The sequence below is a fragment of the Sphaerisporangium corydalis genome (assembly GCF_025506355.1).
Lineage (GTDB): Bacteria > Actinomycetota > Actinomycetes > Streptosporangiales > Streptosporangiaceae > Sphaerisporangium > Sphaerisporangium corydalis.
Map to the genome: position 1 here is coordinate 16,093 of NZ_JANZYP010000051.1, position 24,497 is coordinate 40,589.

Genomic DNA, 24,497 nt, shown 5'->3' on the forward strand with positions numbered 1-24,497 from the left:
GGCACCATGCGTAACATCATCGACGCGATCATGGCGGGGGAACCGGGTGAGGTCGGCGGGCTGCCGGTCCCCGAGAGCCACCGCGCCGTGACCGTGCACGCCGACGAAGTGGACATGTTCCACGGCCTGACCAGCGAGGAGAAGGACCCGCGCCGGTCGCTGCACGTCGAGGAGGTGCCCACCCCCGAGCTCGGCCCCGGCGAGGTGCTCGTCGCGGTGCTGGCCAGCTCGATCAACTACAACACGGTGTGGTCGTCGATCTTCGAGCCGCTGCCGACGTTCGTCTTCCTGCGGCGGTACGGCAGGATGTCGCCGCTCGGCCGGCGGCACGACCTGCCGTACCACGTGATCGGCTCCGACCTGGCGGGCGTGGTGCTGCGCACCGGCGAGGGCGTCAACGCCTGGCGGCCCGGCGACCAGGTGGTGGCGCACTGCTCGTCGGTCGAGCTGGAACACCCCGACGGGCACGGCGACACGATGCTCGACCCCGAGCAGCGGATCTGGGGGTTCGAGACCAACTTCGGCGGGCTCGCCGAGCTGGCCCTGGTCAAGGCGAACCAGCTCATGCCCAAGCCGGCCCACCTGACCTGGGAGGAGGCCGCCGCCTCCGGCCTGGTCAACTCCACCGCCTACCGGCAGCTCGTCTCGCCGAACGGCGCCAGGATGAAGCAGGGCGACACCGTGCTCATCTGGGGCGCGTCCGGCGGCCTCGGCTCCTACGCCACCCAGCTCGCGCTCAACGGCGGCGTCACCCCCGTGTGCGTGGTGTCCAGCCCGGAGAAGGCCGAGCTGTGCCGCGCGATGGGCGCCGAGCTGGTCATCGACCGCAAGGCCGAGGACTACCGGTTCTGGTCCGGCGAGCACACCCACAACCCCAAGGAGTGGCGGCGGTTCGGCGCCCATATCAGGGAGCTGACCGGCGGGGACGATCCCGACATCGTCTTCGAGCACCCCGGCAGGGAGACCTTCGGCGCCAGCGTGTTCGTGGCCAAGCGCGGCGGCACGATCGTCACCTGCGCCTCGACCAGCGGCTTCGAGCACTCCTACGACAACCGCTACCTCTGGATGAACCTCAAGCGGATCATCGGCTCGCACTTCGCCAACTACCGCGAGGCGTGGGAGGCCAACCGGCTGATCGCCCGGGGGAGGATCCACCCGACGCTGTCCAAGGTGTACCCGCTGTCCGAGACCGGGCAGGCCGCGCACGAGGTGCACGTCAACGCCCACCAGGGCAAGGTCGGCGTGCTCTGCTTGGCCCCCGGGGAGGGGCTCGGGGTGCGTGACCACGAAATGCGTGAACGGCTTCTCGGGCAGATCACCCGCTTTCACGATCGCTGAAAGGTTCGACATGTTCCGTCATATGCTGAAGTCCAAGATCCATCGCGCCACCGTGACCCACGCCGAGTTGCACTACGTCGGGTCGCTGACGCTGAGCGCGGACCTCATGAAGGCCGCCGACCTGGTGCACGGCGAGCGGGTGGACGTCGTCGACATCAACAACGGCGCGCGCCTTTCCACCTATGTCATCGAAGGGCCGCCCGACGGCGGCGTGGTCGGGATCAACGGCGCCGCCGCCCGGCTGATCAGCCCGGGGGACCTGGTCATCGTCATCGGCTACGCGGTCATGACCGACGCCGAGCTGCGGGAGTTCGAGCCGTCGGTGGTGTTCGTGGACGAGCTCAACCGGATCACCGGCACCGGGCACGACCCGAGCGAGGCCGCGCCCTCGGACCCGGTCCGAGCCTGACGGTGGCCATCGACACCGCCGCCGTCGGCACCAGGTCGCCGGACCTGACCGTCGAGGTCGGGCGCGGGCGGCTGCGCCTGTTCGCCAGGGCGACCGGCGAGCACGACCCCGTCTACACCGACCCGGCCGCCGCCCGCGCCGAGGGCCACCGCGACCTGCCGGTGCCGCCCACGTTCCTGTTCTGCCTGGAGATGGACCGCGACGACCCCTGGGCCTACCTCACCGGGCTCGGCATCGACCCGCGCAGGATCCTCCACGGCGAGCAGCGCTTCACCTACCACGCCATGGCCTACGCGGGCGACCGGCTGACCCTCGCCGCGCACATCAGCGACGTCTACACCAAGAAGGGCGGCGCGCTGGACTTCCTGGTCCGCACCGTCGAGGTGACCCGCGCGGACGGGCCGGTCGCCACGCTGACCACCGTCCTTGTCGTCCCCGGTTCCCGGGACGCGCCGTGAACGGCCGGGTGCGGGCAGGGGACCCGCTTCCGCCGCTGCGGGTGCCCGCGATCAGCCGCACGACGCTGGCCCTGTACGCGGGCGCCTCCGGTGACTACAACCCGGTGCACGTCGACGCGGACGCGGCCAGGGAGGTGGGCTTCGAGGACGTGTTCGCGCACGGCATGCTCTCCATGGCCTACCTCGGGCGGCTGCTGACCGGCTGGGCGCCGCAGCGGCGCGTCCGCTCGTACGGCGTGCGGTTCACCGCCATGACGCCGCCGCACGCCGAACCGGTCTGCACGGGGACCGTCAGCGCGGTCCAGGACGGGGCCGCGCACCTGGACATCGCGGTGACCCTGGCCGACGGCACGGTGACCCTGCGCGGCACCGCCGTCATCGCACTTGCCGACGAGTGAACCAAGGAGAGCGCAGTCACATGAGCAAGCTGACCGCGAGGACCGCGATCGTCTCAGGCGCCGGGCGGGGCATCGGCCGGGCCATCGCCCGCAAGCTCGCCGGCGAGGGCGCCCACGTCGTCGTCAACGACCTGGACCCCGGGCCCGCCGAGGAGACCGCCGCCGAGATCAAGGCCGGGGGCGGCAGCGCGGTGGCCTGCGTGGGCGACGTGACCGAGGCGGGGTTCGCCGAGCGGTTCGTGCGGACCGCCGTCGAGTCCTTCGGCGGCCTGGACATCATCGTCAACAACGCCGGCTACACCTGGGACACCGTCGTCCAGAAGATGACCGACGAGCAGTGGGACGACATCCTCGACGTCCACCTCAAGGCGCCCTTCCGCATCCTGCGCGCGGCGCAGCCCTACATCCGGGCCAACCCGGTCGGGCACCACCGCAAGGTCGTCAACATCTCCTCGATCTCGGGGCTCGGCGGCAACGCCGGGCAGGCCAACTACGCGGCGGCCAAGGCGGGGCTCGTCGGCCTGACCAAGACCCTGGCCAAGGAGTGGGGACGCGACCGGGTCAACGTCAACGCCGTCGCCTTCGGGCTGATCATGACGCGGCTCACCGAGGCGCCGGCGGGCGGGGACGCCGGCATCGAGGTGCGTGGCCGGCGGATCAGGGTCGGGGTCGGCGCGCCGCTGCTGGAGGCGATGCGGACCTCGGTCCCGCTGGGCAGGGCGGGCACGCCCGAGGAGGCCGCGGGGGCGGTCTACCTGCTGTGCCTGCCGGAGTCGGACTACGTCAGCGGCCAGGTCCTGGTCTGCGGCGGCGGCCTGGTCATCTGACCCACGCGCGCGACCCGCCCGGACGGCCGCCCGCCTCGGCCGAGGTCCGGTCCTCGGCGCGCGCATCCGGCGGCGGCCAGGGCCCGGCGCGGGTCGCGCCGGGCCTGTGAGGGGCGTGCCGTCGTGCCGCGTGTGCCGAGGGGGTTACGGGCGGGCGGCGCCGGATGGCACGGATGGCACGGAAGGTGTCACGGGGTGGCACGGAAGGTGTCACGCGGTGGCACGCCCATTGAGTGAGGTGGCAGGGGGCTCGCCGTCGGTGTCCGGGGGCGCGCATGGCATCGGGGGAGTGATCAGTGAGGCGGTTCCGCGTGTCCGGGTCGCGCGAAGGACGTCCGCGCGGGCATTCCCTGGGCGGCGGGCGCCTCGGCCGGGCCGGGTGCCCGGTCCCGGACCGGGGATGCCGACCGTCCGGCCGGTTCCCGGCCGGGGGCGCCGTCCCGCCGTCGTCCGGGGCCGCGGCCGGCGGTCCGGCGCACGTCGTTCCAGGCCCGCGGTCCGGCGTGCGTCTTCCAGACCCGCGGTCTGGCGCGCGTCGTTCCAGGTCCGCGGTCCGGCGCCGTCGTTCCAGGTCCGCGTGGACAGGACGCCGTCGCGGGCCGCTCCCCTGCCTTCCGCCTGTCCCGCATCACTTCTGAGTCCCGCGTTTTGAGCGACCACGGAGGTGGGCCGATCATGACAATCGTGAAGGACGAGCACGGCTACAACGAGGGGAAGCGCTTCGGCACCCTTTTACGGAAATATCGCAATATAGCTGGCCTTACCCAGCAGGAACTCGCCGACTTGAGCGCCGTGAGCATCCGGGCGGTGCGGGACCTGGAGTCGGGCCGGGTCAGGCGGCCCCGCAAGGAGACCGTCCAGTTGCTGGCCCGCGCGCTGCGCATCGAGGAACCGCACCGCGAGGCCCTGCGGATCGCCGCGGCCCCGCCGGTGGCCGGGATGGGCGGCGGCCCGTTCCATCCGGTCGCCCCGGTCTCGGGGCCGGTCAGCGGCCTGGTCGGGCGCCGGGCCGAGATCAGGGCCCTGGAGGAGCTGGTGCGCTCGCGGGACAGGCGCATGGTGGCCGTCACCGGCCTCGGCGGGGTGGGGAAGACGCGGCTGGCGCTGGAGGTGGCCGCCAGGCTGAACGCCAAAGGGGTGCAGGTGGTGTGGACGCCGTCCTGCCCCCACACCGGCAGCAGGGGCCGGCTGGTGGACGAACTGCTGCGCGATCCCGGCGCCGACCCACGGGAGCTCGGCGGGGTCATCGGCACCGGGCAGACCCTGCTGGTCATCGACGACCACGACGAGGCGTCGCTGCCGGCCGACCGGATCCCGAGCCTGCTCGCCCGCTATCCCGGCCTGTGCGTGCTGCTCACCACGCGCGGCATGACCTGCACGGCCGAGACGTCCGTCCTCCCCCTGGCACCGCTGGCCCTGCCCAGGGTGGACCACCGCTACGACGCCGCCGGCCTGGCGGAGGTCGACGCGGCCCGCATGATCATGACGAGCATCGGGCTGGCCAGGCCACGCCTGCGGCTGGACGAGACCGCCATCGCGACCATCGCGGCCCTGTGCCGGCGCCTCGACGGCCTGCCCGCGGCCCTGGAGGCGGCCGGGCGCCTCACCCTGGTGTACACCCCCGACGAGCTCCTCGGCGAACTGTCCCGCGACCCCTTCTGGACCGTGCTGTCGGCGGCCGACGGCAGCTCCGCGTTCAAGGCGGGCGAGGTGGTCCGCCAGGCCATCGAGGCGCTCGAACCCTCGGCGCGCGACCTGCTGCGGAGCGTCGCGGGCCACGACGGCCGCTGGTCGGTGGAGGACTGCGCCGCCCTGGCCGGCACCACGCCGGTCGAGGCGGCCAGGGGCATCCGCTACCTGCTGCTGCGCGGGCTGATCCGGCGGGCCGAGCACGCCAACCGCTCGTACTTCCAGCTTCTCAGCCTCGTCCGCTCGGCGATCGTCGAGGACGCGCGGGTGGTGTGAGACCGGTGGCGGGGTGAAAGTTTCAGCGGCGTGACCGGGCGGCGGGAGGCGTACGGCGGGGGTGTCCGATCGTGACCAGGCGAACCCCCGCCGCACCGGCCGCCCGGGGCCGGACGGCCATTGACCGCCCCGGGGCGCGATGGAAGCATGCGCAGGGTCGCCACCACGTGGGAGCGCTCCCATGGTTTTGTCCATCCCGACCACGAGGACGCTTCCGTGATCAGATCCCTTCGCCGCTGGGCACTTCCGCTCGCCGTCCTCGCGCTGGCCGCCTCCGGCCCGCCGGTCGCGGCGCACGCCGACCCGGAGCCGGAACAGATCGTCAACGGCACGTTCGACACCACCACCGACCCTTGGTGGCACACCGGCAACACCACCTTCGAGCTCGACGCCGGCCGGCTGTGCGCCACCGTCCCCGGGGGCACCGTCAACCCCTGGGACGTCATCATCGGCGTCAACGACATCCCGCTGGTGCGCGACGACACCTACGCGTTCGGCTTCACCGCCTCCGCCGACCCGGCGAAGGTCGCCAAGGCCCTGGTCCAGCTCCCGGTGGACCCGTACACGCAGTACCTCTCGGCCACCCCCGAGCTCAGCGTGTCGGGGAACGCCTACGCCTACACCTTCACCTCGCCGGTCAGCCTGCCCGACGCCCAGGTGGTGTTCCAGCTCGGCGGCAGCGCGACGCCGTGGCGGTTCTGCCTGGACGACGTGACCCTGCGGGGCGGCGCCGAGCCCGAGGTGTACGTGCCCGACACCGGTCCCCGGGTACGGGTGAACCAGGTGGCCTACCTGCCCAAGGGGCCCAAGGACGCCACGCTGGTCACCGAGGCGACCGGCCCGCTGCCCTGGCGCCTGGCGAACTCGGGCGGCACCGTGGTCGCGTCCGGGAGCACCGTGCCGCGCGGCGTCGACGCGAGCTCGGGGCAGAACGTCCACTCGATCGGCTTCGGCGCGTACACCAAGGCCGGCACCGGCTACACGCTGACCGCCGACGGCCAGACCAGCAGGCCGTTCGACATCGGCGGCGGCGCCTACGAGAGCCTGCGCGCCGACGCGCTGAAGTTCTACTACACCCAGCGCAGCGGCATCGAGATCCTCGACTCCCTGCGGCCCGGGTACGGCCGGCCGGCCGGGCACCTGCGGGCCGCCCCGAACCAGGGCGACACCGACGTGCCGTGCCAGCCGGGCGTGTGCGACTACTCCCTGGACGTCTCCGGCGGCTGGTACGACGCGGGCGACCACGGCAAGTACGTGGTGAACGGCGGCATCTCGGTCGCCCAGCTCATGGGCGAGTTCGAGCGGACCAAGAACGCCGTCACCGCCCGCCCGGGAAGGCTCGGCGACTCCACGCTCGCCATCCCCGAGAGCGGCAACAAGGTCCCCGACATCCTCGACGAGGCCCGCTGGGAGCAGGAGTTCCTGCTGAGGATGCAGGTCCCGGCGGGCAAGCCGTACGCGGGGATGGCCCACCACAAGGTGCACGACCAGAACTGGACCGGCCTGCCGCTGCTGCCCCACCTCGACCCCCAGGCGCGCGAGCTGCACCCGGTCTCCACGGCCGCGACGCTGAACCTCGCCGCGGCCGCCGCCCAGGCGGCCCGGGTGTTCGCGCCCTACGACCCGGCGTTCGCGGCCAGGAACCTCACCGCCGCGCGCGACGCGTGGGCCGCCGCCAGGGCCCACCCCGCCGTCTACGCCTCCGCCTCGGACGGCACCGGCGGCGGCACCTACGACGACGGCGACGTGACCGACGAGTTCTACTGGGCCGCGGCCGAGCTGTTCGTCACCACAGGGGAGAAGGAGTTCCAGGACGCCGTCCTGGCCTCGCCGCACCACACGGCCGACATCTGGACGCCGCGCGGCTTCGGCTGGCAGTCCACCGCGGCGCTGGGCCGCCTCGACCTGGCCACCGTGCCGAACGACCTGCCCGGACGGGCGGGGGTGCGGGCATCGGTGCTCGCCGGCGCGGACGAGTACCTGGCGACGCTGAAGGCACACCCGTACGGGCTGCCGTACGACCCGGCGGAGAACACCTACGACTGGGGCTCCAGCAGCCAGGTGCTGAACAACATGGTGGTGATGGCCGCGGCCTACGACATCTCCGGGCGGGCGAAGTACCGTGACGGCGTGCTGGAGGGCCTCGGCTACCTCCTCGGCCGCAACGCGCTGAACCAGTCCTACGTGACCGGGTACGGCGAGGTCGCCTCGCACAACCAGCACAGCCGGTGGTACGCCCACCAGCTCAACGCCGACCTGCCGAACCCGCCCAAGGGGTCGCTGGCCGGCGGGCCGAACTCCGGCATCCAGGACCCCAAGGCGCAGGCACTGCTGCGGGGCTGCGCGCCGCAGTTCTGCTACGTCGACGACATCGAGTCCTGGTCGACCAACGAGCTGACGGTCAACTGGAACGCGCCGCTGTCCTGGATCTCGGCGTTCGTCGCCGACCAGGGCGACGGCACCGCGCCGGTCCCGGGCGCGTGCGCGGTGACCTACACCACGCACGGGCGGTGGCCGGGCGGCTCCACCACGCAGGTCACGGTCAGGAACACCGGGTCCAAGGCGGTCAGCGGGTGGACGCTGAAGTGGTCCTTCCTCGGCGGCCAGAAGGCCGCGGGCGCCTGGAGCGCGGCCCTGACCCAAGACGCGGCCACCGTCACGGCCAAGGACCTCGGGTGGAACGCCACGATCAGGCCCGGCGGGTCGGTGACCTTCGGCTTCACCGGCGTCTCCGCCCCGGGCGCCGACCCCGCCCCCGACCTGGTCACCCTCAACGGCGCCGCCTGCGCCGTCTGACCCCGGCCTGGCCTGGGGCCCGCACCGCCTGACCCCCGGCCTGGCCTGGGGCCCGCACCGTCCGGGCCCCAGGCCGCCGGTCAGGCCGGCAGGTACTCCCAGGCGAAGTCGGGGAGCAGGAGGTCGTGGTTCTCCTCGCCGTCGCCGCCGGGCCAGCCCGGCAGGCGGTTGCCCCAGATGAGCTGCCGGACGCTCCCGGCCCTGGACGTAGAGCCGAGTTCCTTGAGGTACGCGCGGACCACCGCCTGGTTGGCCTTGTCGTTCGCCCAGGTCTCGAACACGACCTTGGACGCGGGAGGGGCGGCGCCGAAGACGTGCCGCCAGGTGGCGGCGCTGCTCACCACCGTGCCGCGCGCGGGCGCGATGGCCTTCATGGCGTCGAACGCGCTCCGCAGGGACGTGCCGGGGGCGAGCGTGACGGCGCCGTCGGTGATCGCGGCGTCCAGGCAGCGGAAGGTGACCAGCGCGGTGTAGGCGGGACGGTAGAACAGGTCGACGACCCCCGCCGTGGGGATGAGCCCCGGGTTCTTCCTGACCACCGCAAGCTCGCCGGGCGGGTCGAGGGAGTTGCCGCCGGTCGTGCACTTGTAGGCGACGATCTTCAGGTTGGGCCCCGCGCGGGACTTCGCGCGGGCCAGCGCCGCCGCCGTGCTCCCGCTGCTCTGCTCGTACAGGCAGTCGTAGATGACCACCCGCTCGGTACGGCCGACGTCGACCAGGTCCTGCAGCAGGGTCTGGTTGAGGCCGTTGATCCCGGTGCTGAACGCCGCCAGCACCGAGGTGCGGTAGGTGACCGGGCGGCCGGCCGCCCCTTCGAGCAGGCGGCGCAGGTCCAGTTCGGAGATGCCGACCCCCCAGCGCGGCCCCGGTGGTTCGATGCCGGGCACCAGGACGAGCGCGGAGGGCTCGGCGCGCGCGGCCACCGCCGAGCGCAGGCCGTGCCGGTTCATCTCGAAACCGACCCCGTACAGGATGGAGACGCGGATCGGCGGGTCCCAGGCCGCCCCGGCGAGCGCCGTGGCACGGGCGGCCACCGACGGCGAGAGGTAGACCCAGATGGGGTGCTCGTCCCTCTCGTCCCGGGGAATGTTCTGGATCGGCGTGCCTTTGAGCGCCGGGTTGTGCCGGGGGTTGGCCTTGTTGGTCATCGGCACGCGCGACGACTGCGGGCTCTCCCGCACGGCCCCGCCGGGCAGGGGCGTGACCGTGGTGAACGTGTTCTTGCTCAGCAGGGGGGTGCCCCGGGGCCGGGCGCCGTCGATGTTGCCGGGCGCGTTCCTGACGCCGGCCTCGTCGGTGTAGAAGGCGTCCAGCAGGAGCGAGGCGGGCGTGTCGCGCGAGGTCACGCGGCGGCCTCCCCGGTCACAGTTGCTGTCCCGTCTTCGGGTCGTAGCGCACCTGCACGGCGACCAGCTGATCGGTCGGCAGCACCTCGGCCCACTGGTCGAAGACCTCGTAGGGCGCGGCCGGCCGGAAGCCCCCGTCGAGGGGGTCGAAGCCGGTCTCGAACACCTCCTCGCTGGTCAGGGTGTTGGAGATGTCGAGGTTGGACGCCTGCAGGCCGGTGGCGAGGAGCCGCAGGACCTCCCCGACGGTCTTGCCCTGGTACGCGGGCGGGTCGCCCGCCTGCACGGAGTAGGGCACGCCCAGCGCCGCCTCGCCCTCGACGCCCGCCTGCGCGAGCCACGCCAGCGCGTCCAGTTCGTGGCCGGGACGTACCGGCAGCACCGCCTTGACCCAGGCGGCGTTGAGGAACTCGCTGCGCCGCCGGTCCCCGTCGGCCTGGATCAGCCACCCCAGCGAGCTGCCGAGCGGCGCCGGCTGGGTCTCCTCGGTCATGAGGTAGTTCACGCGCCACTCGGGGGTGGCGTGGCCCTGCGGGTCGAGCGCGTTGTCGGCGTCGGTGTGGGAGTACCAGCCGGCGACGGTCTGGCCCGCGAGCACGGCCGGGTCGGGCGTCGTCCACGGTGCCGCCGGCACCGGGTACCTGCCGACGCTGTCCTTGGTGGGGTGGGTGACCACGGTGCCCGGCCGCCAGTAGTCGGGGGCCACGAAGTACAGCATCTCGTCCACGTCGAAGATCTGCCGGATCAGCTCCGAGCCCAGGTGCGGGTCCTGGAACAGCCGCAGCCGGTCGATCAGGCTTCCGTAGACGGTCTGGCGCTCCTCGGCGCGCAGGTCCTGCGACGGCCGGGGGCGGGTGGAGCTGATCAGCCTGAGGCGGTCCCGCACGGCGTTGCCGTACGCCTCGCGCTGGAGCACGGCGACCTGGGCGTCGTAGGCGTCCGCCGCGTCCTTGTTCGCCTTGTCGACGGCCTGCCTGGCCTCGGCGGTCGGCTCGTACACCATGATGGCGTCGAAGGGCATGAACTTGTTGCCCGCGAAGTTGGCGTAGGTGAGCCGGACCGCGAGCTTGTTCCGCACCGGATCGGGGTTGGTGCCCAGGTCGGGGGCGTCGGTGGTGAACCGCACCTGGGCGCCGTGGAAGTCCAGGGACCCGATCCTGCTGAGCGCGTAGCCCGGCGGGGGAGGCGGCAACGGGTAGTCGAACCTGAACTGGATGATGTCGGCGGCCCCCACGTCCGGTTTGAAGATGCCGTGGTCGATGTTCTCTGGCTCGGTCTGGTAGGTGTCGGTGGCCTCGTCGTCGGCCCCCTGGTACAGCACGAACGGCACCGACAGGTGGTGGGTCACCTGCTGGATCCCCGGGTACGGCACCGGGTCGGGCTTCTTGACCGACGTCAGGTCGGGCGCGGGCGCGACGTGCACCAGCTCCCCGAGACCGAGGTCGCGGCCCGGGGCGTCGAGGTACACCTGCCAGCTCAGCCGGGTGCCGATGTGCTGGAGCTGGACGCCGACCTTGCGCATCTTGCGCCGCAGCTCGTAGTTGACCAGCTCGCCTGAGGTGTTCTGCACGACGTACCGGCGGCTGGAGGTGTCGGTGGTCTCGGTCACCGTCTTGAACGTGGTCTTGTAGTTCCTCTTGATCTCGCTGGTGACCTTCGCGCTCTGCGTGCGCGTGTGCTTGTGGGTCTGCTCGGAGGACCGCTTGACCGTGGTCTGGAGGTTGAAGCTCGCGCTGGCGTCGGCGTGGTAGACGCCGGCGTTGACGCCTCCGGTCGCGCTGACGCCGAGGGTGGAGTCGTTGGCGTTGTCCTCCTTGACCGCGTCGGCGACGTCGTCCTGCTCGGTGAGGCTCTCCTCGACCTTGCGCGAGACCTCCTCGGACTGTTCGGCGGTCCGCTCCACCAGCATGCGCCGCGTGCTGGTCTCCACCACCTCCACGGTGCCGCCAGGGCTGATCCACAGGTGCCCGGCGGGGGCTCCGAGGAAGGTGTCGAACTCGAAGAAGTACTCGCGGAACAGGTTCACCAGCCCGACCGGCGACAGCACCCCGCCGGTCGCGTCCTGGAGGCCGGCGGCCAGGGCGCCCAGGGCCTCGCCGTCCAGCGTCCGCGCCCGGTCGCCGGTGAACGCCTCGCCGGCGAGGCGCGCGAGGAGGTCGCCGCCGGTGGCACCGGCGACCCGGAGGGAGTTCTGCCGCCCGAACCACCCGGCCAGCGGCTGGTACACGCCGAACACCTCGCTGGCGTACGGGAGCGTGCCGGTGAAGTCGGCCGGCGGGCGGCCGTTGAACACGGGCGGGCCCGTCACCGGGGCAGGCATCACCTGCAGGGTGCTGGGCGTGCCGCCCGCCCCGGCGAGGAACGTGGCCGGCGTCAGGTTCTGGCTCGACGGGCCCTTGGCGAGCAGCACCTCGTAGCTGGTCTCGTAGGCCGGGGCCACGAAGGAGATGGTCAGATTGCCGGTCCCGCCGACGACACGCCCTGCCCACTGGCGGCTGGAGGCCGTGTCCCGCTGGACGAAGCTCCCCTCCAGCAGGGGCACGCCCGGGAACTGCTCGGGTCCGCGCAGGTCCACGTCCCGTGGCAGCCCGATCGCGATCCGCTGACCCGGCTGGAGGTCGCCGGGACCACCCGGATCGACCTTGTAGGACCAGATGCCGTACCCCGCGCCCACGAAGGGCGAGGGAATGGCCGTCCTGCCGGTGAAGGTGACCGTCAGCACCGATATCACTCCCCATGCGCACGTGAAGCCCCCGGCGACCGGCTCCCCCGGCCGCCACCCCGTATCGGCGGCACGAAGAGCCGGGCCCCACGCGGCGTCCCGCCGCGGCCCGTTCCCCGTACACCCGCCGTGGCCAAGGGTGCTCCGGGTCCATGAGACGGCACATGAGTAACCCCCTACTCATCCGCAGGCCCCGCCCCCGGCCTCCGCACCCTGGACGGCGCCGCCCGGCCCCGGCACGTACGCGCCTGCGGAGGGCGGCGAGCCGTCACGGGCGGCGCGAGGGGGTTCCGCGTTCGTAGTCCGGCAGGGGCGCGGTGTCCTTGGGGCTCAGGATGCGTTCCATGCCCGCCAGCGAGTCCAGCAGCGGCGACCCGGCGATCGCGTTCCTGACGTGGGCGCCGAAGCCGCTCCTGGGGACCATGAGGCGGAGGTTGGGGCCGACCCGCTGCATGCGCAGGGCCGCGGTCCTGAAGCCCTCCTCGTACCGGCGGAAGGCGATCGCGTGGTCGCCGCCCGCGGCCGCCAGCTCACCGGCCAGCCGGTAGGCCCCGACCATGGCCAGCCGGGCGCCGCAGCCCGACACCGGCGAGGCGCAGCAGGCGGCGTCGCCCACCAGGGCCACCCGTCCCGACGACCACGACGGCATGCGCACCTGCGCGAGGGAGTCGAAGTACAGGTCGGGGTCGGCCAGGGCCCCGGCGAGCAACTCGGGCACCCGCCAGGCCATGCCGGCGAAGGCCTCGCTCAGGATCCGCCGGTGACCCTCGATGTCACGCTGGTCGTAGGCGATCGGATCGCGCCGGTGGAAGACGAAGTTGGCCTTGGCGCCCGCGTGGTTGCCCGAGCGGTAGACGCCCGCCATCCTGCCGGGTTCGTTGTAGGCCGTCACCCAGCGGTCCTCGCCCAGGGCGGGGTCGGCCTCGGCGAAGGCGCCGTAGTGCCCCAGGTGGCGCAGGAACCGCGCCTCCGGTCCGAAGGCGAGCGCGCGGACGGTGGAGTGGATGCCGTCGGCCCCGATGACCAGGTCGAACCTGCGCGGGCCGCCCTGCTCGAAGGTGACGCTCACACCGTCGCCGTCCTGCCCGAGGCTCCGGACGGAGTCGCCGTAGAGGTATTCGACGCCGCCTTGGGCCTTCTCGTGCAGGAGCGCCACGAGGTCGCCGCGCATGATCTCGACCTCGTCGCCGGTGGCCCGCAGGTCCATCCGGGCCAGGCCTCGGCCGGTGGCGTCCACGAACGCCATGCCCACCACGTCGGCCCTGGCCGCCCGGACGCGCGGCATGAGCCCCATTCGCGTGGCCACTTCGATGGCCTGGTCACGCACGTCGACGCCGTTGCCGCCGTGGCGCGGGCGCGGGGCGCGCTCGACCACCGTGGGCTCGAAACCGTATCCGGCCAGCCAGTGGGCGAGGGTGAGCCCGGCGATGCCCGCGCCCGAGATCAGGATCCGCGGATTCATCGGACCGTCACCGCGGTCCGGCGGGCGGCGCCGGCCGCCGCCGGTCGCCGGGCGGGTGCGTCCGGGGTGCTGGGAAATGCTTGCATGGGCCCTCCCTGGACTCATAGGCTAAGTGAAATGAGCACTCCAGTTGACGATATGGAAGGACCATTCCAGATGTCAACCTCCGATCCGGGACAGACGCGGCCACGCCGCGCGGACGCCGTGCGCAACCGGCACCTGGCCCTGGAGGCCGCGAAGTCGCTTCTCGCCCAGCGCGGGGCCACCGTCACCGTGGAGACCATCGCCCGCCGGGCGGGGCTCGGGGCGGCGACGGTGGTGCGGGCGTTCGGTACCAAGGACGCGCTCGTCGACGCGGCCGTGGCCGACCTGCTCGACCCGCTCATCCGGCGGGCCGGCGACGCGCTGGCCCTGCCCGACCCGGCGGCGGCCCTGCGCGCCTTCCTGCTGGAGCTGATCGAGTTCCAGGCCGCCCACTGGATCATGAGCGAGCGGGTCGAGGGACTGGAGGCGCCCCTGACCGCCGCCCGGCGGGCCGAGCTCCGCAAGGTCGCCTCCGGCCTGATCGGCCGGGCGCGCGAGGCCGGGGCGATCAGGACCGACATCGACATGACCGTCGTCACGGTGATGCTGGGCGAGGTGACGTACGCGATCGCGCGTTCGGGCGAGGCGTCCCCGGAGCTCGCCGGTGCCTTCGTCACGGTCGTGATGGACGGCCTGCGCCCGCGACCCTGACCACCGCGGGTGAGCCGGTCCCTGCGCCCCTTCCGTCCCGGGCCCGCCACCGGAGTATAGAAAACTAGACATGGTGTTCTCTTTGCTTTACATTGACCATGTCTAGTTTTCTTTACATAGGAGCAGGCATGGGCATGTCCTTCGAGGAGAAACGCGCGTGGATCTACGCCGGCATGGCGGTCGGCGTGCCCGCGGTCTACTTCGTGATCGTCCTCGGGCGGCTCGCGGACACCGAGGCCGCGGGCGTCGCCTACGTGGGGCCGATGCTCACGGCCGTCGGCGTCTCGGTGGCCGCGAACATCGTCGCGACCATCGTGGCCGCGATCGTCTCCCCGAAGGACGCCGACAAGAAGGACGAACGGGACACCAGGATCCACCGGCACGGCCAGAACGCCGGGTACTACGTCCTGGCCGCGGGCGCCGTGGTGGCGCTCGTCCTGACGATGGCGGGCTTCGCGCACTTCTGGATCGCCAACGCGCTCTACCTGGGATTCGCCCTCGACGCGCTCACGTCCTCCACCGTGAAGATCGTCGCGTACCACCGGGGCCTGTGACCATGGGCAGGCCCACCAAGGTCACCAACTCGATCCGTGCCCTGCGCTTCTCCTGCGGGGAGATGACGCAGGCCGACCTGGCGGACCGCATCGGAGTGACCCGCCAGACCGTCATCGCCATCGAGCAGGGCCGCTACTCGCCCTCGCTGGAGATGGCGTTCCAGATCGCCCGGGTCTTCGGCGTCTCGCTGGACGAGGTCTTCCAGTACCCCGGCACCGACGCGTAGCCGTCCCGCACCCCCCCGTCCCACCCCTGTGCACCAGGAAAGGCGACACCATGCCCAGTGACACCCGGAACGGCGTGACCACCATGAAGGCGATGGCCAGGGACGCCTACTGTTCCCCCGACCTGCTGGAGCCCGGCGACGTCGCCAGGCCGGTGCCCGGCGACGATGACGTCCTGGTCCGCGTGCGCGCGGCCGGCGTCGACCACGGCGTCTGGCACCTCGCCACCGGCCTGCCGTACCCCGTCAGGCTCGCGGGCTTCGGGCTGCTCAGGCCGAAGACCCGCGTCCTCGGGACGGACGTCGCGGGCCACGTCGAGGCGACCGGCCGGAACGTGACCCGGTTCCGGCCCGGCGACGAGGTGTTCGGCACCTGCGACGGCTCCTACGCCGAGTACGCGTGCGCCCCGCAGGACCGGCTCGCCGCCAAGCCGGCCGGGCTCACCTTCGAGCAGGCCGCGGTCATCCCCACCTCGGCCTTCGCCGCCCTCCAGGGCCTGCGGGCCGGTGGGGACCTCGCGGGCCGCACGGTGCTGGTCATCGGCGCGGGCGGCGGCGTCGGGACCTTCGCGGTCCAGTTCGCCGCCTCGTACGGCGCGGAGGTGACCGGCGTGTGCGGCCCGGCCAAGGCGGAACTGGTCCGGTCGATCGGCGCCCGCCACGTCGTGGACCACACCCGCGAGGACGTCACCGAGGGGGCCGGACGCTACGACCTGATCCTCGACACCGCGGGCGGGCGCCGCCTGTCCCGTCTCCGGCGGGTCCTCGCCCCCCGGGGGACCATCGTCATCGTCGGGGCCGAAGTGGGCGGACGGTGGCTCGGGGGCGTGGGCCGCCAGCTCCAGGCGATGGTGGTGTCGCCGTTCGCGCGTCAGAACCTGCGCGCCCTGCTGTCCAGAGCGAACGCGGAGGACCTGGAGCTGCTGCGCGGCCTGGCCGCGTCCGGCGGCCTCACGCCGGTCGTCGACCGCGCCTACCCCCTGGGCGAGGTCCCCGAGGCCATCCGCCACCTCAGGAGCGGCCGCGCGGCCGGCAAGATCGTCATCACCGTGTGAGGCAGCACCTCAGGCGGGACGCGGCGCGGGCCGGGTCCCGCGCCGAGGCGGGCGGCGGGTCAGACGCCGAGGTAGACGCGGCGCACGGTCGGGTCGCCGCGCAGGGCGGCGCAGGTCCCCGTCATGGCGATCTCGCCGTTCTCCATCACCAGGCAGCGGCTGGTCACCTCGAACGTCAGCTTGGCGTTCTGTTCCACCAGCAGGATGCTCAGCCCCTCCTCGTTGAGCCGCCGCAGGGCGAGCAGGATCTCGCCGACCAGTTTGGGGGACAGGCCCATGGAGGGCTCGTCCAGGACCATGAGCCGGGGACGGGACATCAGGGCCCGCCCGATGGCCAGCATCTGCTGCTGCCCGCCCGACAGCGCCCCGGCCAGGCGGTGGCGCATCTCGCCCAGCACGGGGAACATGGTGAAGACCTCCTCCAGCGAGCCCTTGGTCTCCGCGTCCCACTTGCGGGTGTAGGCGCCCAGCAGGAGGTTCTTGTCCACCGTCAGGCCCGGGAAGACGTGCCGGCCCTCGGGGACGTACCCGATGCCGGCGCGGACCACCTGGTGGGCGGGCATCCGCGCCAGGTCGTGCTCGCCGAACCGCAGGGTGCGCACGACCCTCGGGGCCAGGCCCATGATCGCCTTGAGGGTGGAGGTCTTGCCGGCGCCGTTGGCGCCGATGATGCCGACCGCCTCGCCGGGCGCGACGGTGAAGGCGATGTCGTGGGCCGCGCGCACGCCGCCGTAGTTCACGCCGAGGCCGGCCACGCTCAGCTCGGGTCCGGTCATCGCGCGGCCTCCGGGGCGTCCTCGTTGTCGTCCGACAGGTAGGCGGGCTCGCCCAGGTACGCCTCGACGACCTCGGGGAGCACGGCGACCTCCCCGGGGAGGCCGTCGGCGATCACCCGGCCGCCGGACAGGACGGTCACCTGGTCGCACAGCGACATGACCAGCCCCATGTTGTGCTCGATGATCACGATGGTGACGCCGGAGGCGCGCAGCGAGCGGACCATCTCGGCCAGCCGGAGCACCTCCTCGCCGTTGAGCCCGGCCGCGGGCTCGTCCAGCAGGAGCAGGCGCGGGGACAGCGCCATGGCGCGGGCGATCTCGATCCGGCGCTGGATGCCGTACGGGAGCGAGCGCGGCTGGGCGTCGGCGAACGCGGTGAGGCCGTACCGGTCCAGCAGCCGGGCCGCCTGGTCGCGAAGGGCGCGGTCGTGCCGGACGACGGCGTGCGGGAGCGCCACGTACCGCCAGGTCCAGGCGGTGCGGGTGTGGTCGAGGGCCACCAGGAGGTTCTCCCGGACGGTCAGGTCGCCGAACAGGCGCAGGTTCTGGAAGGTGCGGGCCACCCCGCGCCGGGCGAGCCGGTACGGCGCGACCCCGCCCACGTCGTCTCCCTCCAGCAGGACCCGGCCGGCGGTCGCGACGTAGAACCCGCTGACGATGTTGAACAGGGTGGTCTTGCCCGACCCGTTGGGGCCGACCACGCCGCGGATCTGGCCCGCCGGCACGGTCAGCGACACCTCCTCCAGCGCGCGCAGCCCCTTGAAGCGCATGCTGACGCCGCGGACCTCCAGCATGTCGCCGCCGCCCTGGACCGGGGCCGGGTCATCGGGGGTGAAGGGCCGCAGCTCGGCACGCTCGCCGCTCCGGTGACGCGACAGCCGGGCCCGCAGCAGGCGGGGCAGGCCGGCCAGGCCGGTGGGGGCGAACACCACCATCAGCACGACGACCGTGCCGTACCCGAGCTGGGCGTACACCGAGAAGTCGGCCAGCACCTCGCGCAGCAGGGACAGGGCGACGGCCCCGGCCACGCAGCCGAGGATGCTCTGCCGCCCGCCGATGATGACCATGGCCAGCAGCAGGAACATGTTGGCGACGCTGAAGGTCTCCGGCGCCACGTAGCGGATCAGGCCGGCGTACAGGACCCCGGCCAGCCCGCCGTACAGGCCGGACAGGACGAACGCGGTGACGCGCAGCAGCGGGATGTCGGCGCCGAGCGCCCCGGCGGCCAGGCTGTCGTCGCGCATCGCCCGCATCCGGCGGCCCAGGGGAGAGGCGACCACGAACAGCGCGAAGGCCAGGCCGATCGCGAAGACCACGATCTCCAGGTAGTAGAACAGGTGCTCGCTGGTCAGGTCGATCCCGAACATCGGCGGGACGGGCAGGTCGCTGATGCCCTCCGACCCGCCGGCCTCGGGGGTGTTGGTGATCCAGTTGATGAACGCCAGGGCCAGGCCGAGGGTGACGATGCCCAGGTAGTGCGACTGCACGCGCAACGCGGGTATGGCGACGACCAGGCCGACCGCGACGGCGACCAGCACCGCCAGGGCCGCCGCCACCCAGAACCCCAGCCCGGCCCGGGTGGTCAGGATGGCGCAGGCGTAGGCGCCGATGCCGAAGAACGCGATCTGGGCGAGGTTGACCTGGCCGGCCACCCCCATGACCAGGCCGAGGCCGATGCCGAGCAGGGCGAAGACGATCGCGACGTCGACCACGTGGATCGCGTAGCGGTCCAGGCCGTACGGCAGGAGCACGGCGGCGACCGCCAGGGGGATCAGGGCGAGACGTCTCACGCGCGGTTCACCGTCCTCTCGCCGAAGATGCCGGTGGGCAGGATCATGATCGCGACGGTGAACACCAGGAAGACGACCAGCTCGGAGTACCCCTGGAAGGTCCCGGCGGCGAAGGAGTCCAGGATCCCGAAGGCCATCCCGCCGACGATGGCGCCGGGGATGCTGCCGAAGCCGCCGAAGATCGCCGCCGCGAAGCCCTTGATGCCGAGCGACCCGCCCATGACCGGGCTGACGTACAGCATCGGGCCGATCAGGCCGCCGGCCAGGGCGGCCAGCCCGGCGCCGATGGCGAACGCCATGGCGTTGCTGCGCCCGACGTGGACGCCGACGGCGGTGGCGGCCTGCGGGTCCATGGCCACGGCCTGCATGGCGGCGCCGAGCTTGGTCCGCCGCAGGAACAGGGCCAGCAGGACGGTCGCGCCGGCGGCGACCGCGATGACCACCAGGCTGTAGGCGCGGACCCGGACGCCGAACACGTCCAGCGGCGCCGATCCCACCGGCGAGGGCACGGCGTGGCCGGTGGCGCCCCAGATGAGGATCGCCAGCGCTTCAAGGACGGTGCCGAAGCCGATGGTGCCGATCAGCATGAGGTCGAAGTCGCGGCCTTCCAGCGGGCGCAGGACCCGCTCGATGACCAGGCCGATCAGCCCGGTCACCACGATGGCGATCACGATGGCGACCGGGAACGGCAGGGCGACGGTCATGGAGAAGGTGGAGGCGGCGTACGCGCCGATCATCACCACGCTGCCGTGGGCGAAGTTGACCAGGCCCATCGTGCGGTAGACGATCGAGAAGCCCATGGCGACCAGCGCGTACACCGCGCCGAAGCCGATCCCTCCGATGAGGGTCTGCAGAAATGCCCGCATGGTTCTCCTTGGTCCGGGGCGGGGGCCGCCCCGGACGACGGGGGGTGGTCAGCTCGCGGTCTCGGGGACGAGTTCGCCCGATTTGATGACGGCGATCTGGGTGGCGTGGATGCCGACCCCGGACTCGTCGTAGGCGAAGTCGCCGAGCAGGCCGGCGTACTTGGTCGCGCGGATCGCGTCGGCGAGCTTCTGGCCGCCGGCGCCGCCGGTCGCCTTGAGCGCCTCGACCAGGATGCGGGCCCCGTCGTAGGCCTTGGCGCCGTGCACCTCGGCCTCCTCGCCGTAGGCCGTCTTGTAGGCGGCGGCGAAGGCGCGGGTGGCCTCGGTGGCGTCGTTGGTCAGGTACGGCGAGCTGACGACCGCGCCCTCGGTGGCGTCCTGCCCGGCGGTGGTCAGGTACGGCTCGGTGCCCATCGGGGCGCCGCCGGCCAGGACGGCCTTGACGCCGAGCTCGCGGGCCTGCTTGGCGATCAGCCCGGACTCGACCTCCTCGGCGCCGATGAACAGCACCTCGGGCTCCTTGTCCCTGATGCCGGTCAGCGCGGCGCTGAAGTCCTTCTGGTCGGGGGTGACGACCTCGTCGGCCAGGGGGGTGACGCCGCGCGTCTTCAGCGAGGCGAGGAAGGCGTCGTGCTCGCCGGTGCCGTAGGTGCCGTTGTTGCTGATCAGCGCGATCTTCTTCAGGCCCTTGGTCTCGACGAGGTACTTGGCGAGCGTCTCGTCGTAGGTGACGCTGGTGGGCGCGTTGAGGAACAGGAAGGGGCTCTTCAGGCCGGCGAGCTTGGGGGACTGGCCGGACGTGATGTTGGGGATCTTGGCGTCCTTCAGGATGGGCGCCATCGCGAGCGTGACGGCGCTCTCGGCGGTGCCGAGCATCGCGACGTAGCCGCCGTCGGCGATCTTGCGGCCGAGGTTGGTCCCGACCGTCGGGTCCCCCTGGTCGTCGAACAGGTCGAGCTGGACCTGCCGGCCGTTGATCCCGCCGCTCTTGTTCACCTCGTCGATCGCGAGCTTGACCCCCTTGTTCTCCCACTTGCCGAGCGAGCTGAGCTGGCCGCTCTGCGCGTTGACGTTGGCGACCTTGATCGGCCCGGTGCCGCTCTCGCCGGCGCCGGCCTGCTCGCCGGGGGCCGAGCAGGAGGTGAGGACCAGGAGGGAAAGGACGGCGGCCGGTGCGGTCAGGATCCGGTGAAGTGGGCTGGGGAACACGGTTTCACCTCGTTGGAGATGGGGGGTGGCGGTGCCGGATCCGCGATGTCCCCGACACACGGACGTAATGTACGAACGAGTACGTTAGTTATACGACGCGCCGGCGTCCCTGGGGAATCTCGAATGCGCAACGGTTGCCGGGCGCCGCTCTCAGGGCACGGCCCGCTCGCCCGCTCCGGTCAGGTAGGCCACGACCATCTCGCCGATCATCGTGCGGTGCCGGGCGCGGTGGTCGGGCGAGGTCAGGTCCCGGCCGAACAGCGCGCCGAAGGTGTGCTGGTTGGAGATGCGGAAGACGCAGAACGCGCTGATCATCATGTGCACGTCGACGGCGTCGGCCTCGGTGACGAACACCCCGGAGGCCTGCCCGGCGTCCAGGATCCGCGAGATCAGGTCCAGGGCGGGGGCGCCCAGGTTGGCCAGCGCCTCCGACTTGCGGATGTGCTCGGCCTGGTGGATGTTCTCGATGCTGACCAGCTTGATGAAGTCGCGGTGGGCGTCGTGGTGGTCGAAGGTCAGCTCCGCCAGCGTCCTGATCGCCTCGACCGGCGGCAGGTGCTCCACGTCCAGGGTCCGCTCCACCGCCCTGACCTCGGAGTAGGCCTTCTCCAGTACCGCCACGTAGAGCTGCTCCTTGCCGCCGAAGTAGTAGTAGATCATCCGCTTGGTGGTGCGGGTCAGCGCGGCGATGTCGTCGACCCGGGCGCCGGCGTACCCGTGCCGGGCGAACTCCCGCTGGGCGACCGCCAGGATCTCCGCCCGGGTGCGGTCGGGGTCACGCTGGCGGTCCCCGGGGGCGCGGGCGGCGGGCTGGGCGGACATGGGGCTCCACTGGGAAGGGCGAATCCGGGTCGGGCCTCATCTTAGAGCGATGTGGTGCCCGTCAGCGGGGGCGTGCTGGACGGCCAGCCGGATCGGCGCGTTCCGCGCCCCGTACCCCTCGTAGCCGCCGGACCGCTGCACCACCTCGAAGAACAGCCGCCCGGCGGTGACGGTGTACAGGTGGAGGAACTCGCCGTCCTCGTCCCGGTCGTACAGCAGGCCGAGGTCCTGGAAGTCGCGCAGGCGGCCGGGGTCCAGGTCGTGGCACGCGCGCAGGTCGTCGTAGTAGTTGGCCGGGATCGGCAGCACCACCCCGCCGATCGCGCGCAGCCTGCGGGCGGTCGCCATGATGTCCCGGCTGGCCAGCGCGACGTGCTGCCAGGGGGCGTCCGGCGCGGAGGCGTGCCCGCCGACGTAGGCCACGTTGATCACGATGCGGACCGCACCGGCTGCGCCGGACATCGCGCGGCTCATGAGCAGGCCGTAGGGATCGGCCAGCTCCAGGCTCTCCCGCGGGCGCAGGCCGAGCACGCTGCGGTAGAACAGCGAGGCCTCGTCGAAGTGGTGCCAGGGCTGGGTGAGCGCCACGTGGTCGATGTGGGTGATCTCCCCGGTGGGGGCGCGCCCCCCGGCCGGGGCGAAGTCGCCGGTCCAGCTCGGGTGGTCGGGCCGCGCGGTGCGGCAGAAGAACAGCGCCGTGCCGTCGGGGGCCGCGACGGCGTCCAGCGGGGCCTCGCCCGGGGCGCGGCGGCGCGGCAGGACCGGGGAGAGCAGCGCCCGCGCGCGCTTGACCGCGCCCGCGGGGTCGGGGGACTCCAGCCCGACGGCGGTCAGTGCGGCGGCGTCGGCGGGCACCCCGGCGTTCAGCAGGATCCTGGCCTCCCCCTGGGCCCACAGCTCGACCGGCTTGCCGGTGTGGACGCCCCGCCTGGCGAAACCGAGCGCGGTCAGCAGGGGTTCCAGGTCGGCGGTGGCCGGGGCGGCCAGCTCGGCGAAGGCGAAGCCCGTGGGCGGCACCGGCGGCGGCACGGCCGCGAGGGACCCGGGCAGCCGCGCGGCCACGTCCTCCTCCAGGGCGATGAGGGAGCGCATCGCGTCCACCGCCGTCCGCGCGGTGTCGGCCTGGCGGAAGACGTCGTTGAACACCTCGAGGGACAGGGGGCCGTCGTAGCCGGCGCGCAGGACGTGCGCCAGCAGCCCGGCCAGGTCGAACCCGCCCTGGCCGGGGAAGCAGCGGTGGTGCCTGCTCCACCGCAGGGTGTCCATGGCGAGCAGGGGGGCGTCCGCGAGCTGCAGGAAGAAGATCTTCTCGCCGGGGATCTCCTCGATGCCCGCAGGATCGGACCCGCGCGACAGGATGTGGAAGCTGTCCAGGCACAGGCCCAGGTGGTCGTGGCCGGCCATCCGCACGATCCGCCACGCGTGCGCGTAGTCGCCGACGTGCCGCCCCCAGGCCAGCGCCTCGTAGGCGATCCTGATCCCGTGCCCGGCGGCCAGCTCGGCGAGCCGGTAGAGCTGGCCGGCGGCCAGCTCGTCGTCGGGGATCGTCTCGGGGGAGGCGTTCGAGCAGACCAGCAGCAGGTCGGCGCCGAGGCGCTCCATGACCTCGAACTTGTGCCGCGCCCGGCGCAGGTTCCGGGCCAGCGCCTCGGCGCCCACCCCCTCGAAGTCGCGGAAGGGCTGGTACAGGTCGACGCGCAGGCCGAGGTCGGCGGCGCGGGCGCGGACGTCCTCCGGGCTCGGGAAGCCGGCCAGCAGGTCGGGTTCGAAGATCTCCACGCCGTCGAAGCCGGCGTCGGCGACGGCGGTGAGCTTGCGTTCCAGCGGGCCGCTCAGCGACACCGTCGCGATGGACTTGCGCATGTGTCCCGTTCCTCACGTGCTGACGAGATCGGTCAGGTGGCCGAGCATCCGCTCGGTGTCGGGCTCGTAGCCGGTGAACAGGCGGAAGGAGTGGGCGGCCTGGAAGACCACCATGCCGCCGCCGTCCAGGGTGCGGCACCCGAGCGCGCGCGCCCGCCGCAGCAGGCCGGTCTCCAGCGGCCGGTACACCACGTCGGCCACCCACAGCGCGGGGGTGAGCAGGTCGACGTCGAGCGGGGGGCCGGGGTGGGCCGCCATGCCGCTGGGGGTGACGTTGACCAGGCCGTCCGAGCCGGCCAGCAGGGCGGGCAGCCGGTCGGTGCCGGCGGCCACGGCGCGGCCCTCGCCGAAGCGGCGGGACAGCCGGGCGGCCAGCGCGCCCGCGCGCTCGGGCCGGGCGTCCACGAGGGCGATCTGGTCGGCGCCGAGGGTGAGCAGCGCGTGCGCGACGGCGCTGCCGGCGCCGCCCGCGCCCAGTTGCACGATCCGGCGGGTGGCCGCCTCGGGCAGGCCGCGCGCGAAGGACTCGGCGAAGCCCGTCCAGTCGGTGTTGTGGCCGGTTGCGCGCTCGCCGTCGAACACCACGGTGTTGACCGCGCCGAGCATCTCGGCGTCGGGGGACAGCTCGTCCAGGTGCCCGATGACGGTCTGCTTGCAGGGGTGGGTGATGTTGAGCCCGGTGAAGCCCAGGCGCCGGGCCGCGCGGACCAGGTCGCCCGCGGCCTCCGGCGCGAGCCCGAGTTCGGCGATGTCGATGAGCCGGTAGAGGTAGCGAAGGCCGTGGCGGTCGGCCTCGCGTTCGTGCAGCGGGGGGCTGAGCGACGGGCCGATGCCCGAGCCGATCAGCCCGACCAGATACGACGTCATCGGTTCTTCATTCTC

21 protein-coding genes are annotated in these 24,497 nt (G+C 72.7%); 11 read left to right on the plus strand and 10 right to left on the minus strand.

Features of this window, described 5'->3' with window-relative positions; all coding sequences use genetic code 11:
- Window positions 1-6 precede the first annotated feature (6 nt).
- The 7 genes from ccrA (at window position 7) to NYZ98_RS28935 (ending at window position 8,191) form a co-directional block, all read left to right on the plus strand.
- Window positions 7-1,338: a crotonyl-CoA carboxylase/reductase gene (ccrA, locus tag NYZ98_RS28905; protein WP_262846723.1), complete on the plus strand. Its 1,332-nt coding sequence runs from the start codon at window positions 7-9 to the stop codon at window positions 1,336-1,338.
- Between the two features lie 10 nt (window positions 1,339-1,348).
- Complete coding sequence (gene panD / locus NYZ98_RS28910) at window positions 1,349-1,747, plus strand: aspartate 1-decarboxylase (protein ID WP_262846724.1); 399 nt, start codon at window positions 1,349-1,351, stop codon at window positions 1,745-1,747.
- A 2-nt stretch (window positions 1,748-1,749) separates the two neighbouring features.
- Window positions 1,750-2,205 (plus strand): MaoC family dehydratase N-terminal domain-containing protein, encoded by a 456-nt coding sequence (locus NYZ98_RS28915; RefSeq protein ID WP_262846725.1) that lies wholly within the window; start codon window positions 1,750-1,752, stop codon window positions 2,203-2,205.
- Window positions 2,202-2,603 (plus strand): MaoC/PaaZ C-terminal domain-containing protein, encoded by a 402-nt coding sequence (locus tag NYZ98_RS28920; RefSeq protein WP_262846726.1) that lies wholly within the window; start codon window positions 2,202-2,204, stop codon window positions 2,601-2,603. Before NYZ98_RS28915 ends, NYZ98_RS28920 begins: the two co-directional genes overlap by 4 nt.
- Window positions 2,604-2,623: 20 nt before the next feature.
- On the plus strand, window positions 2,624-3,430 hold the full coding sequence (locus tag NYZ98_RS28925; RefSeq protein WP_262846727.1) for an SDR family NAD(P)-dependent oxidoreductase: 807 nt from the start codon (window positions 2,624-2,626) through the stop codon (window positions 3,428-3,430).
- A 675-nt stretch (window positions 3,431-4,105) separates the two neighbouring features.
- Entirely contained in the window at window positions 4,106-5,395 is a 1,290-nt protein-coding gene (locus tag NYZ98_RS28930) for a helix-turn-helix domain-containing protein (protein WP_262846728.1), read from the plus strand.
- 216 nt (window positions 5,396-5,611) lie between these two features.
- Window positions 5,612-8,191 (plus strand): glycoside hydrolase family 9 protein, encoded by a 2,580-nt coding sequence (locus tag NYZ98_RS28935; RefSeq protein WP_316249613.1) that lies wholly within the window; start codon window positions 5,612-5,614, stop codon window positions 8,189-8,191.
- An 80-nt stretch (window positions 8,192-8,271) separates the two neighbouring features.
- Here NYZ98_RS28935 and NYZ98_RS28940 read toward each other — a convergent pair whose 3' ends face one another.
- The 3 genes from NYZ98_RS28940 to NYZ98_RS28950 form a co-directional block, all read right to left on the minus strand.
- Entirely contained in the window at window positions 8,272-9,537 is a 1,266-nt protein-coding gene (locus NYZ98_RS28940; protein WP_262846729.1) for a hypothetical protein, read from the minus strand.
- A 16-nt stretch (window positions 9,538-9,553) separates the two neighbouring features.
- Window positions 9,554-12,259, minus strand: a complete 2,706-nt coding sequence (locus NYZ98_RS28945; RefSeq protein ID WP_262846730.1) for a hypothetical protein — start codon at window positions 12,257-12,259, stop codon at window positions 9,554-9,556.
- Window positions 12,260-12,527: 268 nt separating this feature from the next.
- Window positions 12,528-13,721, minus strand: coding sequence for an FAD-dependent monooxygenase (locus NYZ98_RS28950; RefSeq protein WP_262846731.1), 1,194 nt, complete (start codon window positions 13,719-13,721; stop codon window positions 12,528-12,530).
- Between the two features lie 156 nt (window positions 13,722-13,877).
- On the opposite strand from NYZ98_RS28950, the gene NYZ98_RS28955 reads away from it, so the two are divergent.
- The 4 genes from NYZ98_RS28955 (at window position 13,878) to NYZ98_RS28970 (ending at window position 16,289) form a co-directional block, all read left to right on the plus strand.
- Window positions 13,878-14,456, plus strand: a complete 579-nt coding sequence (locus tag NYZ98_RS28955) for a TetR/AcrR family transcriptional regulator (protein ID WP_262846732.1) — start codon at window positions 13,878-13,880, stop codon at window positions 14,454-14,456.
- A gap of 128 nt (window positions 14,457-14,584) precedes the next feature.
- Window positions 14,585-15,010, plus strand: a complete 426-nt coding sequence (locus NYZ98_RS28960; protein ID WP_262846733.1) for a hypothetical protein — start codon at window positions 14,585-14,587, stop codon at window positions 15,008-15,010.
- Window positions 15,011-15,012: 2 nt separating this feature from the next.
- On the plus strand, window positions 15,013-15,237 hold the full coding sequence (locus NYZ98_RS28965; RefSeq protein ID WP_262846767.1) for a helix-turn-helix transcriptional regulator: 225 nt from the start codon (window positions 15,013-15,015) through the stop codon (window positions 15,235-15,237).
- A 50-nt stretch (window positions 15,238-15,287) separates the two neighbouring features.
- Window positions 15,288-16,289, plus strand: a complete 1,002-nt coding sequence (locus NYZ98_RS28970) for an NAD(P)-dependent alcohol dehydrogenase (protein WP_262846734.1) — start codon at window positions 15,288-15,290, stop codon at window positions 16,287-16,289.
- A 59-nt stretch (window positions 16,290-16,348) separates the two neighbouring features.
- Here NYZ98_RS28970 and NYZ98_RS28975 read toward each other — a convergent pair whose 3' ends face one another.
- The 7 genes from NYZ98_RS28975 to NYZ98_RS29005 form a co-directional block, all read right to left on the minus strand.
- Window positions 16,349-17,065 (minus strand): ABC transporter ATP-binding protein, encoded by a 717-nt coding sequence (locus NYZ98_RS28975; RefSeq protein ID WP_262846735.1) that lies wholly within the window; start codon window positions 17,063-17,065, stop codon window positions 16,349-16,351.
- Window positions 17,062-18,855: a branched-chain amino acid ABC transporter ATP-binding protein/permease gene (locus NYZ98_RS28980; protein ID WP_262846736.1), complete on the minus strand. Its 1,794-nt coding sequence runs from the start codon at window positions 18,853-18,855 to the stop codon at window positions 17,062-17,064. Before NYZ98_RS28980 ends, NYZ98_RS28975 begins: the two co-directional genes overlap by 4 nt.
- On the minus strand, window positions 18,852-19,721 hold the full coding sequence (locus NYZ98_RS28985; RefSeq protein ID WP_262846737.1) for a branched-chain amino acid ABC transporter permease: 870 nt from the start codon (window positions 19,719-19,721) through the stop codon (window positions 18,852-18,854). The genes NYZ98_RS28980 and NYZ98_RS28985 overlap by 4 nt, the downstream gene beginning before the upstream one ends.
- A 48-nt stretch (window positions 19,722-19,769) precedes the next feature.
- Entirely contained in the window at window positions 19,770-20,930 is a 1,161-nt protein-coding gene (locus NYZ98_RS28990; protein ID WP_262846738.1) for an ABC transporter substrate-binding protein, read from the minus strand.
- A gap of 150 nt (window positions 20,931-21,080) precedes the next feature.
- A complete protein-coding gene (locus NYZ98_RS28995) occupies window positions 21,081-21,752 on the minus strand; it encodes a TetR family transcriptional regulator (protein ID WP_262846739.1) in 672 nt (223 codons plus the stop codon).
- 36 nt (window positions 21,753-21,788) lie between these two features.
- On the minus strand, window positions 21,789-23,615 hold the full coding sequence (locus tag NYZ98_RS29000; RefSeq protein ID WP_262846740.1) for a bifunctional sugar phosphate isomerase/epimerase/4-hydroxyphenylpyruvate dioxygenase family protein: 1,827 nt from the start codon (window positions 23,613-23,615) through the stop codon (window positions 21,789-21,791).
- 12 nt (window positions 23,616-23,627) lie between these two features.
- A complete protein-coding gene (locus NYZ98_RS29005) occupies window positions 23,628-24,482 on the minus strand; it encodes a shikimate dehydrogenase (RefSeq protein WP_262846741.1) in 855 nt (284 codons plus the stop codon).
- Window positions 24,483-24,497 lie beyond the last annotated feature (15 nt).